Source organism: Streptomyces sp. NPDC127129 (assembly GCF_042671585.1).
Taxonomy (GTDB): domain Bacteria; phylum Actinomycetota; class Actinomycetes; order Streptomycetales; family Streptomycetaceae; genus Streptomyces.
The window spans coordinates 122,589-136,042 of record NZ_JBHXTV010000017.1; the positions used below are offsets into that span (position 1 = coordinate 122,589).

A 13,454-nucleotide genomic window follows, 5' to 3' on the forward strand; every position below is an offset into this window, starting at 1 on the left:
ATGGCTCCCTACGACAGGCTCCGTACCGACGGCAGTATCCCGTCGCTGGAGAACGGCACCTGGTGGTACGCCGCCGTCGCCGGTGAAGCGGCCGACTCCTTCAGCGCCCGGGTACGCAAGCGGATGCGCCGCGCCTGCCTCGGCTCGGTGCTGCTCATGGCGGTCGTCTACGCCGGACTCGTCCTGACCGCGACGGGCCAGCGCTGGGAGAACGCCGTCCTCACCGGCCGCTTCACCGACGAGACGCTCGCCGCCGCCCACGAGGCGAACCCCTCCCTCCAGCACATCACCGTCTACTCCCTCGCCGTCGCCCTGCTCGTCCTGACCGCGATCGGGATGCTGCGCCGGCGATACGCGCTCACGGTCACCGCCCTGGGCGCCGTCGCCGCCTCCCTCTTCCTCGCGGAGGTGCTCAGGCGCTTCCTCCTGGCCCGTCCGGACCTCGTCGAGGCCCCGGCGCACCTGTCGCCGAACAGCTTCCCCAGCGGTCACACCGCCATCGCGGTGAGCGTGATGTTCGGGCTCACCCTCGTCGTTCCCTACCGCGCGCGAGGTCTCGCCGTGGGGCTCTGCGCCCTGTGGGCCCTCGCCGTGGGCGCGTACACCGTGGCCGCCGGATGGCACCGCCCCAGCGACGTGATCGGCGCCGACCTGCTCGTCCTCGCCGTGGTCTGCGGGCTGGTCGCGGTCCTCGCCCGCCGCGGCAAGGTGGCCCCCGCACGCACACGGCACCTCCCCCTGTTCACCCTCTTCGTCGTGGCGCCCCTCGCGCTCGTCGCCGTGGGCGGCCTCGGCAGCGGCACCGTCCTGCTGATCGACTCCATGTACGTCCTGGAGCCCGCCGACCCGTCCGTCCCGCGCCTCGCCCACCGGGCCGGGCAGGCCCTCGTCGCCGGGGCGGGCGCGGCGGTCACGCTCGTGCTGCTCGCCCTGCTCCGCCGCGTCGACCTGGGCGCCACGCCCGTCCCGTACCGGCTCACGGGCACCGTCGCGACGGAGCCGACAGGGCCCTTTCCCACCGAGGCCGATCACGAGATATCTTGATGTCGAGCAATCTCGCAGACGCAGACGTGGAGCGGAGCACACCCGGTGACTGACTCGACCATCATCTACACCCACACTGACGAGGCGCCCGCCCTGGCGACGTACTCGTTCCTGCCCGTGATCCAGGCCTACGCCTCGACGGCCGGAGTCAATGTCGAGACCCGTGACATCTCCCTGGCCGGGCGCATCATCGCCGGATTCCCCGAGCGTCTCGAAGAGGGGCAGCGGATCGACGACGCCCTCGCCGAGCTCGGCGCGCTGGCCAAGACGGCCGAGGCCAACATCATCAAGCTGCCGAACATCTCGGCCTCCATCCCGCAGCTGAAGGCCGCTATCGCCGAGCTCCAGGCACAGGGCTACGCCCTCCCGGACTACCCGGACGACCCGCAGACCGACGAGGACAAGGACGTCCGCGCCCGGTACGACAAGGTCAAGGGCAGCGCCGTCAACCCGGTCCTGCGCGAGGGCAACTCCGACCGCCGTGCCCCCGGCTCGGTCAAGAACTACGCCAAGACCCACCCGCACCGCATGGGCGCCTGGAGCTCGGACTCCAAGACCAATGTCGCGACGATGGGCCAGAACGACTTCCGCTCCACCGAGAAGTCCGCCGTCGTCACCGAGGCCGGCGCCCTGCGCATCGAGCACGTCGCCGCCGACGGCACCACCACCGTCCTGCGCGAGTCGGTCCCCGTCCTCGCCGGCGAGGTCGTCGACGCCTCCGTCATGCGCGTCGCCGCCCTGCGCACCTTCCTCTCCGAGCAGGTCGCCCGCGCCAAGGCCGAGGACGTCCTGTTCTCCGTGCACCTCAAGGCCACGATGATGAAGGTCTCCGACCCGATCGTCTTCGGCCACGTCGTGCGCGCCTTCTTCCCGAAGACCTTCGCCGCGCACGGTGCGGCGCTCGCCGCCGCGGGCCTCTCCCCGAACGACGGCCTCGGCGGCATCCTCAACGGCCTCGCCGCCCTCCCGAACGGCGCCGAGATCAAGGCGTCCTTCGAGGCCGAGATCGCCGAGGGCCCGGCCCTCGCCATGGTCGACTCCGACAAGGGCATCACCAACCTGCACGTCCCGTCCGACGTCATCGTCGACGCCTCGATGCCGGCCATGATCCGCACCTCCGGACACATGTGGGGCCCGGACGGCCAGGAGGCCGACACCCTCGCCGTCCTCCCGGACAGCAGCTACTCCGGTGTCTACCAGGCCGTCCTCGACGACTGCCGCGCCCACGGCGCCTTCGACCCGTCGACCATGGGCTCCGTCCCGAACGTCGGTCTGATGGCGCAGAAGGCCGAGGAGTACGGCTCCCACGACAAGACCTTCGAGATCGCCGCGGCCGGCACCGTCCGCCTCGTCGACGGAGCGGGCAACGTGGTCCTGGAGCAGGAGGTCGCCGAGGGCGACATCTTCCGCGCCTGCCAGACCAAGGACCTGCCGATCCAGGACTGGGTCAAGCTCGCCGTCACCCGCGCCCGCGCCACCGGCGCCCCGGCCGTCTTCTGGCTGGACGAGACCCGCGCCCACGACGCGCGGCTGATCGCCAAGGTCGAGCAGTACCTGCCGGAGCACGACACCGAGGGCCTGGAGATCAAGATCCTCTCCCCGGTGGAGGCCACGAAGTTCTCCCTGGAGCGCATCCGCCGCGGCGAGGACACCATCTCCGTCACCGGCAACGTCCTCCGTGACTACCTGACCGACCTCTTCCCGATCCTGGAGCTGGGCACCAGCGCCAAGATGCTGTCGGTCGTCCCGCTGATGGCGGGCGGCGGCCTCTTCGAGACGGGCGCCGGCGGCTCCGCCCCGAAGCACGTCCAGCAGCTCGTCAAGGAGAACTACCTCCGCTGGGACTCCCTGGGTGAGTTCTTCGCCCTGGCCGCCAGCTTCGAGCACCTGGCCACCACCACGGGCAACGCCCGCGCCCAGGTCCTGGCCGACACCCTCGACCGCGCCACCGGCACCTTCCTCAACGAGGACAAGTCGCCGACCCGTCGCGTCGGTGGTATCGACAACCGCGGCAGCCACTTCTACCTGGCCCTGTACTGGGCCCAGGAGCTGGCCGGGCAGACCGACGACGCGCAGCTCGCCGAGGCCTTCGACGGCCTGGCCAAGACCCTGACCGAGCAGGAGGACACCATCGTCTCCGAGCTCAACGCGGTCCAGGGCTCCCCGGCCGAGATCGGCGGCTACTACCAGCCCGACCCGGCCAAGGCCGCGGCCGTGATGCGTCCGTCCGCCACCTTCAACGAGGCCGTCGCGTCCCTCGTCTGATCGCGGAACGACAGCTCAGCCGCCCCGGCCGGAATTCCTCCGGCCGGGGCGGTCCCGTCGGTGGCGCATGTGCCATCCGGGTGTGAACCTGGATGGATGAGCTGGGCTTCATGGACGACCCCCGGCGTCTACACCGGGCGGGGTGGGGTGCTCACCGAGGAAGTCGGTGCGGTCACCGGCGACCTGACCGTGCACACCACCTGGGCAGATGGGGAAGCACGCGTAGCCGTGCAGTACAGCGGCGCCTCCGACTGGTTCACGATGTCGGGAAGTCCGGTGCCGTGCTCCTCGGAGGCGGAGAGCCGCGACCTCCACGAGGCCGCCGTCGAGGCCGTACGGGCAGGGCACGAGGCGACCGTGCCGTATCTGCCCCACCCACCCGCATAGCCGGATCCGCGGCCCGGTAACCTCGCGTCCCCGGCCGCGAAGTGTTATCCCACCCTCTCCCACGGGTCTCCTCACGACGGGGACGGACAGACCCAGGTACGAGGGAGCAGGGCACATGCACAGCGACGAGCGCGGTACGGCCGCACTGGTGGACGCGGCCGCGGCCGGAGACACCGACGCCGGCGAGCTGCTGATACGCGCCTACCTTCCGCTGGTCTACAACATCGTCGGCCGGGCGCTCGACGGCCACGCGGACGTCGACGACGTCGTCCAGGAGACGATGGTCCGCGCCCTCGACGGCCTCCCCGGCCTCCGCGACCCCGAGCGCTTCCGGTCCTGGCTCGTCGCCATCGCGATGAACCAGATCCGCCGGCGCTGGCGCGACCGCCAGAGCGGACCCGTCCCCGGCCTCGACCGGGCCGCCGAGCTCGCCGACCCCGACGGTGACTTCGTCGATCTGACCATCCTGCGGCTCGGGCTCTCCGGGCAGCGGCGGGAGGTCGCCGAGGCCACCCGCTGGCTCGACGAGAGCGACCGCGAGGTGCTCGCCCTGTGGTGGCTGGAGGCCGGTGGCGAACTCAGCCGCGCGGAGCTGGCCGAGGCGCTGGAGGTCACCACCGCGCACGCGGCGGTCCGCGTCCAGCGGATGAAGGAGCGCCTGGAGACGGGCCGGGAGGTCGTACGCGCCCTGGCGGGGCGGCCGCCCTGCGCGGAGCTGGCGCAGCTCACCGCGGACTGGGACGGCCGGCCCTCCCCGCTCTGGCGCAAGCGTCTCGCCCGTCATGTCACCGGCTGCGCCCGGTGCGTCCCCGCCGGCGCGAACCTCGCCCCGGCCGAGGCGCTGCTGGTGGGCCTCGCCCTGGTACCCCCGCTCCTGCTCTGGGCCACGCCGACGCCGGGAACCGAGACGGCAGCCTGGGCGGCGGACGCCGCGGACCCGAGCCCGTACACGAGCACGGGATCCGAGCCGGTTCCGCACGCGAGCGCGCCGGCGGACCCGCTGCCCCCGGACTCCGGGGCCGGGACGAGCGGGGCGGCCGGGGGCTCGGTCCGGCGGGCCTGGGTCGCCGGGGCTGTCACCCTCGGAGTGCTCGGCGGGATCATCCTGCTGGTGCCCTCCGACCCGGAGCCCCGGTCGCCCGCGCCCCCCGTCACGCCCGTGGCGGCCCCGCCCCCGGCCCCGACCACCACCCCGCCCCTGCCGAGCCCCACCACCCCCTCGCCCACCCCGACCCCGACCCCGACGCCCACCCCGACACGGACGGCCACCCCCGAGGAGCGGCTGAACCGCCTGGTCAACCAGAGGCGGGCGGAGGAGGGGTGCAAGCCCCTGAGGAACGATCCCCGGCTCGCCGAGGCGGCCCGCGCCTACGCCCGGGACATGGTGCGCCGCGGCTACTACGCGCACAGCAGCCCCGAGGGACGCTTCGCCGACGCGAGGATCACGGCCGCCGGGTACTCCTGGTCCGCCTGGGCCGAGAACCTGGCGCGCGGCGCGTCCGATCCGGCCGACGTCTTCGACGGCTGGATGGACGGGGCGATGCACCAGCAGAACATGCTGAACTGCCGGTACCGCGACACCGGCGTCGCCGCCGTGCCGGGTCCCGACGGCACGGTCTGGGTACAGAAGCTGGCCACGCCCGCCTCCTGAACCCGTACCGCCGCACCGGGCCGCCGGGTCAGCGCCGGATGCCGAAGTTCTGCACCCACCAAGGCCCGTTGGAGGTCAGGGCCACTCCGACGCCGAGGTCCTTGAACGAGCAGTTGAGGATGTTGCGGCGGTGACCGTCGCTGTTCATCCAGTCCTCCATGGCCCTCACGGGGGTTTTGGGGCCGCGGTGGATGTTCTCCGCCCAGCTCGACCAGGTGTACCCGGCCGCCGTGATGCGCTCGCCCGCGTCCCGGCCCTCGGGCGTGGCGTGGGCGTAATAGTCGCGGTCCGCCATGTCGTCCGCGTGGGCCTGTGCCGAGTCGTGGAGCCGGCCGTCGGCGCGCAGTGGGGAGCAACCGGCCTTCTCCCGCTCGGTGTTGGTGAGCGCGACGATCTGCTCGACGAACTGCGCGGCCTTCCCGCCACCACCCGGCTCCGGGGCCGCGACCACCGCCTTCTCGGGCCCGGGGGCCCGGGAAGGCGTCTCCATCACCGGCGCCGGGGCCGACGCGGACTCCTTCGGGGCAGGTCCCGGGGCCGCGGGCGCGGACCGGGGCGGCGAGGGCGTCCCGGCCGGGGTGACCCCGGTGGCGGCGGCCCCGGCCGGGTCGGCCGGGGCGGGCGCCGGTGAGGACGGGCCCGTGGGCGGCGGCGCCGACCTCCCGATGAGAGGCGCCACATTGGTCAGGGCGACCCCCTCCGATCGGGTGTCCGTCCCTGACGGGCTCCCCAGGGATGCCACGTACGCCCCCGCCGCGACCGTCAGCGCGGCCGTGGCCGCACCCGCGAGCGTCACGGCCGTACGGAAGGACGGCGCCCGGCCGGCGCGGCGCCGAGGGCTCCCGCCTCTGCGGTGCCGGCCGCCGCCGTGCGTCCGCTGTTCGTGGGGGCGTGGCTCGTCGTGGTGCTCCATGGGCTCCGCTCTCTTCTCCGGGCCGCCGGTCGGTCCGGCGGCGAGGGAGAGCCGCCGGGGCGGCGGTCATAACCCTTTCCGGGCCAGGACCGGCCGACACACCGCGTCAACCTGCCGCGTCACCCCGCCGGGTCAACCCGTAGCGTCACCGCATCACTCGTGCGGCACGACCGCCACCGGGCACGGAGCCAGATGGAGGGCCGCGTGCGCCACCGAACCGATCCGGGGGCCGATCGCCCCACGCCGGGCCCGCCGCCCGACCACGAGCAGCCGCGCACCGCCCGACGAGCTGAGCAGCACCTGTCCGGCGCTCCCGATCTCCACCTGCTCCGTCACCCGGACCTCCGGGTACCGCTCCCGCCATGGCGCCAGAGCCTCGCGCAGGGCCTTCTCCTCGTACGGGACGAGCCCGCCGGCCTCGTCGGCGAGCGCCATCGACCCGGGGCTGTAGGCGTACAGGGACGGCAGGCTCCACGCCCGTACGGCCCGCACGGACGCCCCGCGCGCCGCCGCCGTCGCGAACGCGAACCCCAGCGCGGGGGCGCTGTCCTCCGGCCCGCCCAGCTGACCGACGACGATCTCGCCGCCCTCGGGGTCCGGTTCCTCGCCGCCGTGCGCACGGACCGCCACGACCGGCCGGGTGGCGCCCGCGATGATCTGCTGACCGTGCGAGCCCAGCAGGAACCCCGCAACCGGACCGTGACCGCGCGAGCCGATGACGAGCATCTCGGCCCGCTCCTCGGTGCTCAGCAGCGCGGCGACCGGTGAGTCGGGCCGGACCTCGGCGGTGAGGGCGAGCCCGGGAAACCGTGAGGCGATCGTCGACTCGGCCCCGCGCACCACCTTGTCGGCCAGATGCTCCTGATGCACCGGGTCCTGCGTCAGCGGGAGGTCGAAGGGCTGCGGCCGCCAGGCGTGGACCAGCCGCAGGGCGAGTCCGCGGTGCACGGCCTCCCGCGCGGCCCAGTCCGCCGCTGCCAGACTCTCGGGCGAACCGTCCACTCCGGCGACGATCCCACGGCTCATCAGGCTGCCTCCCTCACTCGACGACTCCGGCCTGTCGACCGGCGTCTTTCCTCCCCAGCTTGGGTCAAACCGCCGCACGGCGAGAGGGCCGGAGGTCCCGACACGCCGACCCCGGACGTCACGCGAGCAGTCTGAGCCCCGGCCGTGTGCCGTGGAGATAGTGGTCGCCGATGTCGCGCATCCGGTGCGCGGCGGACGTCCGGGCGGTCAGGGCGCGGGCGTTGCGCCAGAAGCGGTCGAAGCCGGGGCCGCCGCCCGGGACGCCGGCGGGCTCCGTGGTGTCGACGAGTTCGAGGATCCGGCTGGTGATCCGTACCGCCGCCCGGCTCGTCACGGCCTCGGCCGCGGCGACGAGGACGGCGATGTCGGCGCGCTCCTCGACCCCGAGCACGTCTCCTGCCGTCAGACCGCGCGCCAGGGCGTCCGTCGCCCGCTCGACGACGGCCGCGGCGGCATGGGCGGAGGTGGCCAGCTCCCCGTACGCCAGCAGGAGGAACGGGTCCTCGCGGCCGAACCCGTCGTCGAAGGGGTCGTCGGACGCGCCCGCGCGCGAACCGGCGGAACGGGCGAGGTGCCGTGGGACGGCCCGGGTCGCGCGACTGACGTCACGGGCCTCGGCCAGCGCTCCCTCGGCGATGCCGAGTCCGACGTGGACGAGGAGGAGGCGCAGCGCGAGCGGGGCCAGTGTCGTGAAAGGGGGGACGGCATGCTCGTCGCGGGGGAGGGAACCGAGGACGTTCCGCGCGTCCACCCGTACCTGATCGAACGTCACCGTCCCGGCGCCCGCCAGGCGCTGCCCGGTCCGCTCGGCCGCGGGCTCGGTGAAGACCGCGGGATCCCCCGGGTCCACCAGGACGACGAGCAGCTCCCCGGTCTCCGTACAGCGCGCCCCGACGACGAGACGGTCGGCGACGCTCACGCCGGAGGCGAAGGAGCGGCGCCCGTGGAGGACGTGTCCGCCCGGCGCCGGGGTGAGGGTGAGGCCGGGCTCCCCGGGGCCACGGGACGGCTCGATGCCGCCGGCCAGCAGCCGGCCTGCCGTGGCGCCCTCGAAGGAGCTGTACGGCTCACTCGCGGGGGCGGGCGCCTCGGTCGCGGTGACGGGTGCCGCGCCTCCGGTGAGGAAGCGGGCGGTCCAGGAGAGGACGTGATGGTGGGCGAGGAGTTCGCCGATCGAGCTGTCGGCCGCGGATATCTCCCGGATGACCGCACAGGCCGCCCGCCAGTCGGTGCCCCGGCCGCCCGGGCCCGGCGGAGCGAGCAGGGCGGGCAGTCCGGCCTCCTGGAGCCGGGCCACCTCGTCGAACGGGGGCTTGCCCGCCCGGTCCCTGGCCGGGGCGTCGAAGGCCAGGTCGTCGGCGAGCTCCCGGGTGACGCGGGGCCAGATCTCGTCGTCACCACGGCGGTCGGCCGGTCGGGAGGTGGGGCGTAGCGCTGACTTCTTCGGCGTTCTCACGTCACCTCTTAGGTTCCCTAGGTTTCCCACTGGAATAGTAGGGATAGTTTCAGAGGGTCGCCGGGGCGCCAAGAGGCGTTCACATCATGGACAGTTGAATCTCGTGAGCCGAGACGAGTGTCCGGAGGCCGAAGATCCCTCCGGGGCGGACCGGGGATGGGTCAGGGGTTGGTCCAGGCGTCCGGTGCCTCGGCGAGCCCGGAGATCTCGGTCGGCAGCTTCGCCGCCGCGAGGTCCGCGAGGGAGACCCCGTCGAGCACCTGGCGCACGTTCGCCCGCAGCGCGATCCAGAGCGTCAGCAAGGACTCGGCCGGACCCGTGTAGGACAGCTCCGGCGGCCGTACCCCGCGGACGGACACCAGCGGGCCGTCCACGCAGCGGATGACGTCCGCGACGGTGATCGACTCCGCCGGCCTGGCCAGCCAGTACCCGCCGTTCCCGCCGCGCTGGCTCTGCACCAGACCGCCCCGGCGCATGTCGCCGAGGATCCCCTCCAGGAACTTGTGCGAGATGCCCTGGTCGTCGGCGATCGCCTCGGCCTTCACCGGCCCCGCGTCCTGGGCGGCGGCCAGCTGGAGCGCGGCGCGTACCGCGTAGTCGGCCCTGGCTGAGATGCGCATGACCGCATTATTCCGCATGTGCGTGACCGGATTCGTACGGCCGCGGGAGGCGTGTCCAGGGAGGTCCGCGCCCTTGACGCGGACCGTGACCGCGCCGACACTCGGGGACGGGAATCCGAGTGAACAGGTAGGGAATGATGGGAAACGCCGCTGCCTCCGGGCGGGTGCCGACACCGTCGAGCGCTGTCGTGACCCAACACCGAGCACCCTGAGGGAGAAGCATGTCCGTCATCCAGCACCTCGGCCCGTACGCGCCGCCGTACCTCGCCCCCTTCGTCCCCCCGACGACCGCCCGGCCCGCCTTCTCCGGCCGGATCGGCCAGGACGTCCGAAGCGGCCACTACCCCGTCCCGCACCGCTACCGGCTCCATGTGGCCCGCGACTGTCCCGGCTGTCTGCGCATCGCCGTCACCCACGGCCTCCTCGGTCTCCAGGACACCGTCCCCCTGACCTTCCTCCCCGCCGTCCCCGACGCGCCCGGCGGCGGCTACACCGCTCTGCGCGCCCTGTACGAGGCCAGCGCCCACCAGTACGCCGGGCCCGCGGCCGCGCCCGTGCTCAGCGACCGGTGGACCGGCCGGATCGTCAGCACCCACGCCCCGGACATCCTGCGCGACCTCGCCCTCAGGTTCCGCTGCCCCGACCGGCCCGACCTGCTGCCCCCGGGGTCCGACGCGGAGATCGAGGCGATCGGCGACCTCTGCGCACGCGGCATCGACGACGCCGCGCGGGACGCGGGACAGCCCGGACTCGACGCGGAAGCCGCCCGTCAGGGCCCGCTCGTCGTCCTCTTCGCCGCTCTGGGTGAGCTGGAGAGCGTGCTGGAGCGGCAGCCGCATGTTCTGGGCGACACCGTCACTGCGGCCGACGTCCATGTGTGGGTGACCCTGGTCCACCTCGACACGGTCCGTCGTGAGCAGCTCGACCCTGCCGCCCTGGACCGGATCGCCGCGCACCGGACGCTCTGGTCCTACGCACAACGCCTCTCCGCCCACCCGGCGTTCGCGTCCGCGCTCGACGACGGAGCCGGTCACGGACGCCCGAGCCCCCTCACCTCCGGTGGGGCTCAGGCGGAGGCGGGGTCCCAGTCCTTCCTGACCTCGAAGCGGTAGTCGCTCCGGTCGAGCACCCGCCCCTCGCCGTCGACGAGCGCCGCGCTCACCTCGTACAGACCCCGGGCCCGCGTGCCGTTGGGAACCCGCTCGGGCGGGAGCGCCAGCTCGTACGGGCCGCCGTGCCGGAAGTCCCCGAGCGCCACCTCGCGGCCGCCGAGTTCGGTTCCGGCCCGGTGCCTGATGTCGACCACCTTCAGGCCGGCAACCGATGAGCCGTCCACCTGGAACCGGACCACGGCCCGGCACTCGGTGCCCTCCTTGACCGTGAACGGGGCGGACACCTTCTCCGCCGCGGGTACCGGTACGGAGATGTCCTCGTGTCCCGTGTACTGGAGCTCCAGTCCCAGCAGCCGGACGGTGGGGCGTTCCCGGTGAGCTACGGCCGGGGCCGTGTCGGCGAGGGAAACCATGGTGTGCGCACCTCCCGGGGCAGGTCTCGCGAATGAGGGGGCGGTACGACGACGCACCAGCGGCTACCCGATTCGCCCCCGCGCATGCGGGCGGGCCGGACCTGGCGCGGCGGGTGGCGCGGCGAGGGGGACGGAGCGCGACGCGCCCGTGTCTCTCAGCCTACGCGGCGCCCGGTGAGCGGCCCGGTGGCGTCACCGCTGCCCGCCCGCACACCCCGCAGAAAGGCACCCAGTGCCTCCAGCGAGTTCGAGGACGGCTCCCAGTCGAGTTCGCGCCGCGCGCGGTCCGGAGAGAGCAGCGGAAGTCTCAGCACCGCGTCGAAGAGGTCGGGCGAGGCGGGCGCCACCCGCAGGTGCCAGGCGGCCGCGAGCAGGCTCCGTGCCGCGCCGCTCGGCACCTTCACGGGCCGGGCGTCGAGGAGCGAGGAGAGCGCCGCCGTGTCGATCACCGGGTCCACCGCGAGATTGAACGGGCCCCGGACGTCCCGTACGAGCGCACGGCGGTACGCGTCGGCCGCGTCGTCCGTGTGCAGCGCCTGGAAGCGCAGCCCCCGCAGCTCCGGCAGGAGGGGCAGCAGATCGGGGCGGAACAGCCAGCCCGGGAAGTACCGTCCGGCGAAGATCCGGCGCTGCTCGCTCGCGGCCTCTTCCTTGAAGAGGAAGCAGGGCCGCATCCGGACCACGCGGGTCTGCGGGTGGTCGCGCTCGAAGGTGTCCAGAACGCGTTCCAGGTACGCCTTCTCGCGGGTGTACGCGGCGCCCGGCCAGCCGTGGGTCGGCCACGACTCCGAGACGGGCGGGCCGTTCTCCGGCCCTGGGGAATAGGCGCCGACGGACGAGGCGTACACCAGGGCCGGCACGTGCGCCGCCGCCACCGCGTCGAAGACCCGCAGCGACCCGAGGACGTTGGAACGCCAGGTCTCGACGGGGTCGTGGGTCGGCTGGAACCGCCATGCCAGGTGGACCACCGCGTCGGCGTCCGCGATGTACTCGGCGAGCCGCGGCTCGTCGCTCTCCAGCGAGAGGTCGACCTCGGCCCACTCGGTCTTCTCCAGCGTCAACGAGGGCGTGCGGCGCGCGAGTCCGAGGACGGAGGCGATCCGGGGTTCGCGCGCCAGGACGCGCGTCAGGCTCGTTCCGACGTTGCCCGTGGCACCCGTGACGACGACCTTCAGTCCCGCGCTCGCCTTCATGAATCGACCTTCCGCCATTCCCGGCGGAAGCGCATGTCGGACGCGCCCTGTGACGGATCGTGTCCGCATGGGTCGCGCGGGTGACGCGGTGACCCGAATATGGAGCGACGGAGGGAGTGGGGGCCGCGCCAGGAGGAGCATGATGTTGCTGCCCGACAGAAACAAGATCGACCGGCTGCTGCGGCACTACCGGGCCCAGGAAAGGGTGGTCCTGGCCCGGCCGTGCGACCTGTCGATCCGCAGGCGGTTCGAGGACACGGCGTACACACTGTGTGTGCTGATGGGGGAACGGACCCCGCGCGAGGCCGTACACGCCGCCGAGCGGTACGTGGGAGGGACGAGCCCCGCACCGCGGCAGGCGCTGGAAGGGCTTCCCGGCTCCTGACGGCCGGTGCGTGCCCGGGGCACGCGCGGGGCATGCCGTCCCGGTCGTCGGGGTGAGGGCCGCGTGGCGGGGTGCTTCCGGGGCATGAGAGGGATAGAACCGTGACTCCGTACGACCATGGAGGGAGGCGGGTGATCCGATGACGTCGGAGCGGTTCGCCGTCACGGCCGGACCCGGACCGCAGCCCGGTGCCGTGGTGCTCTCCCTGACGGGGGAGCTCGACCACGACACCGCGGACACACTGCGGAGCGCTCTGGAGGAGCGGACCGGTGCGGAACGGATCCTGGTCGACTGCGAGAAGCTGAGCTTCTGCGACTCGACCGGCTTGAACGTGCTGCTCCGCGCCCGCCTGCGCGTCCTGGAGGAGGGCGGTCGCCTGGAACTGGCCGGCCTCCGCCCGCCCGTCGCCCGGATGTTCGAGATCACGGGGGCGCGGACGGTGTTCCGGGTGTACGAGAACGTGGCCGAGGCGCTCGGCGACCGGCGGGCCGGCGGCTAGGCGCGGATGGCGGAGGGAGTCGTGGGCGGGAAAGCCGTGGACGAGGGACAGGTGCGGCGGCTGGTGCTGTTCGGGACCAAGGGCGTCGTGATGCGTTGTCGCGACTTCACCGCCGAGGCGCTCGGCGACTGGGGCTGGATCCCGGCGGAGGACGACGAGGGCCGCGAGAGGGCGGAGGACGTCCTGCTCCTGGTCTCGGAGGTCGTCACCAACGCCTGCCTGCACGCGGACGGCCCCGAGGAACTGGTGCTGCACCGCCGTGGCGACCACCTGCGGGTGGAGGTCTCCGACGGGAACCCCGAGCACCCGCGCCGACGCCAGCCCCGAGCCCCCTCGCTGCCCGGCGGCCACGGCCTCATGGTTCTGGACCGCCTGGCGGGGGCCTGGGGCTCCGAGTCCCGCGCCCACGGCAAGGTCGTCTGGCTGGAGGTCACCCGCCCCACGCCCGGCGCCGTCGGACGCTGAACCGGGGACCCCGGTCACGTGTGAA

The 13,454-nt window shown here is 73.4% G+C and carries 14 protein-coding genes; 8 read left to right on the forward strand and 6 right to left on the reverse strand.

Annotation, left to right across the window (positions count from 1 at the left end; translation table 11 throughout):
• From ACFVGW_RS29195 to ACFVGW_RS29210, 4 genes are all read left to right on the forward strand, one after another.
• Positions 1 to 1,044 carry a phosphatase PAP2 family protein gene (locus tag ACFVGW_RS29195; protein WP_383292023.1) on the forward strand — a complete coding sequence of 348 codons (1,044 nt, stop codon included), beginning with the start codon at positions 1 to 3 and terminating at the stop codon, positions 1,042 to 1,044.
• Between the two features lie 45 nt (positions 1,045 to 1,089).
• A complete protein-coding gene (locus ACFVGW_RS29200; protein ID WP_385854044.1) occupies positions 1,090 to 3,309 on the forward strand; it encodes an NADP-dependent isocitrate dehydrogenase in 2,220 nt (739 codons plus the stop codon).
• A gap of 96 nt (positions 3,310 to 3,405) precedes the next feature.
• A complete protein-coding gene (locus ACFVGW_RS29205; RefSeq protein ID WP_385854045.1) occupies positions 3,406 to 3,696 on the forward strand; it encodes a hypothetical protein in 291 nt (96 codons plus the stop codon).
• A gap of 115 nt (positions 3,697 to 3,811) precedes the next feature.
• The gene (locus tag ACFVGW_RS29210) at positions 3,812 to 5,347 is read left to right on the forward strand and encodes a sigma-70 family RNA polymerase sigma factor (protein ID WP_385854046.1); all 1,536 of its coding nucleotides are present in this window, start codon (positions 3,812 to 3,814) and stop codon (positions 5,345 to 5,347) included.
• Positions 5,348 to 5,375: 28 nt separating this feature from the next.
• Here ACFVGW_RS29210 and ACFVGW_RS29215 read toward each other — a convergent pair whose 3' ends face one another.
• From ACFVGW_RS29215 to ACFVGW_RS29230, 4 genes are all read right to left on the reverse strand, one after another.
• Complete coding sequence (locus ACFVGW_RS29215; protein WP_385854047.1) at positions 5,376 to 6,260, reverse strand: CAP domain-containing protein; 885 nt, start codon at positions 6,258 to 6,260, stop codon at positions 5,376 to 5,378.
• A 153-nt stretch (positions 6,261 to 6,413) separates the two neighbouring features.
• Entirely contained in the window at positions 6,414 to 7,286 is an 873-nt protein-coding gene (locus ACFVGW_RS29220) for a universal stress protein (RefSeq protein WP_383225033.1), read from the reverse strand.
• A gap of 118 nt (positions 7,287 to 7,404) precedes the next feature.
• Positions 7,405 to 8,742 (reverse strand): acyl-CoA dehydrogenase family protein, encoded by a 1,338-nt coding sequence (locus ACFVGW_RS29225; protein WP_385854048.1) that lies wholly within the window; start codon positions 8,740 to 8,742, stop codon positions 7,405 to 7,407.
• Positions 8,743 to 8,903: 161 nt separating this feature from the next.
• Positions 8,904 to 9,362: an Rrf2 family transcriptional regulator gene (locus ACFVGW_RS29230; RefSeq protein WP_352190283.1), complete on the reverse strand. Its 459-nt coding sequence runs from the start codon at positions 9,360 to 9,362 to the stop codon at positions 8,904 to 8,906.
• Between the two features lie 221 nt (positions 9,363 to 9,583).
• On the opposite strand from ACFVGW_RS29230, the gene ACFVGW_RS29235 reads away from it, so the two are divergent.
• Positions 9,584 to 10,474, forward strand: coding sequence for a glutathione S-transferase C-terminal domain-containing protein (locus ACFVGW_RS29235; RefSeq protein WP_385854049.1), 891 nt, complete (start codon positions 9,584 to 9,586; stop codon positions 10,472 to 10,474).
• Here ACFVGW_RS29235 and ACFVGW_RS29240 read toward each other — a convergent pair.
• Positions 10,429 to 10,887, reverse strand: a complete 459-nt coding sequence (locus tag ACFVGW_RS29240) for a hypothetical protein (RefSeq protein ID WP_385854050.1) — start codon at positions 10,885 to 10,887, stop codon at positions 10,429 to 10,431. The genes ACFVGW_RS29235 and ACFVGW_RS29240 overlap by 46 nt on opposite strands.
• A gap of 155 nt (positions 10,888 to 11,042) precedes the next feature.
• The gene (locus ACFVGW_RS29245) at positions 11,043 to 12,080 is read right to left on the reverse strand and encodes an NAD-dependent epimerase/dehydratase family protein (RefSeq protein WP_385854051.1); all 1,038 of its coding nucleotides are present in this window, start codon (positions 12,078 to 12,080) and stop codon (positions 11,043 to 11,045) included.
• Between the two features lie 142 nt (positions 12,081 to 12,222).
• On the opposite strand from ACFVGW_RS29245, the gene ACFVGW_RS29250 reads away from it, so the two are divergent.
• From ACFVGW_RS29250 to ACFVGW_RS29260, 3 genes are all read left to right on the forward strand, one after another.
• The gene (locus ACFVGW_RS29250; protein ID WP_352190280.1) at positions 12,223 to 12,465 is read left to right on the forward strand and encodes a DUF5133 domain-containing protein; all 243 of its coding nucleotides are present in this window, start codon (positions 12,223 to 12,225) and stop codon (positions 12,463 to 12,465) included.
• A 139-nt stretch (positions 12,466 to 12,604) separates the two neighbouring features.
• On the forward strand, positions 12,605 to 12,964 hold the full coding sequence (locus ACFVGW_RS29255) for an STAS domain-containing protein (protein ID WP_383225022.1): 360 nt from the start codon (positions 12,605 to 12,607) through the stop codon (positions 12,962 to 12,964).
• Between the two features lie 21 nt (positions 12,965 to 12,985).
• Positions 12,986 to 13,429 carry an ATP-binding protein gene (locus ACFVGW_RS29260; RefSeq protein WP_383225021.1) on the forward strand — a complete coding sequence of 148 codons (444 nt, stop codon included), beginning with the start codon at positions 12,986 to 12,988 and terminating at the stop codon, positions 13,427 to 13,429.
• Positions 13,430 to 13,454: the final 25 nt, after the last annotated feature.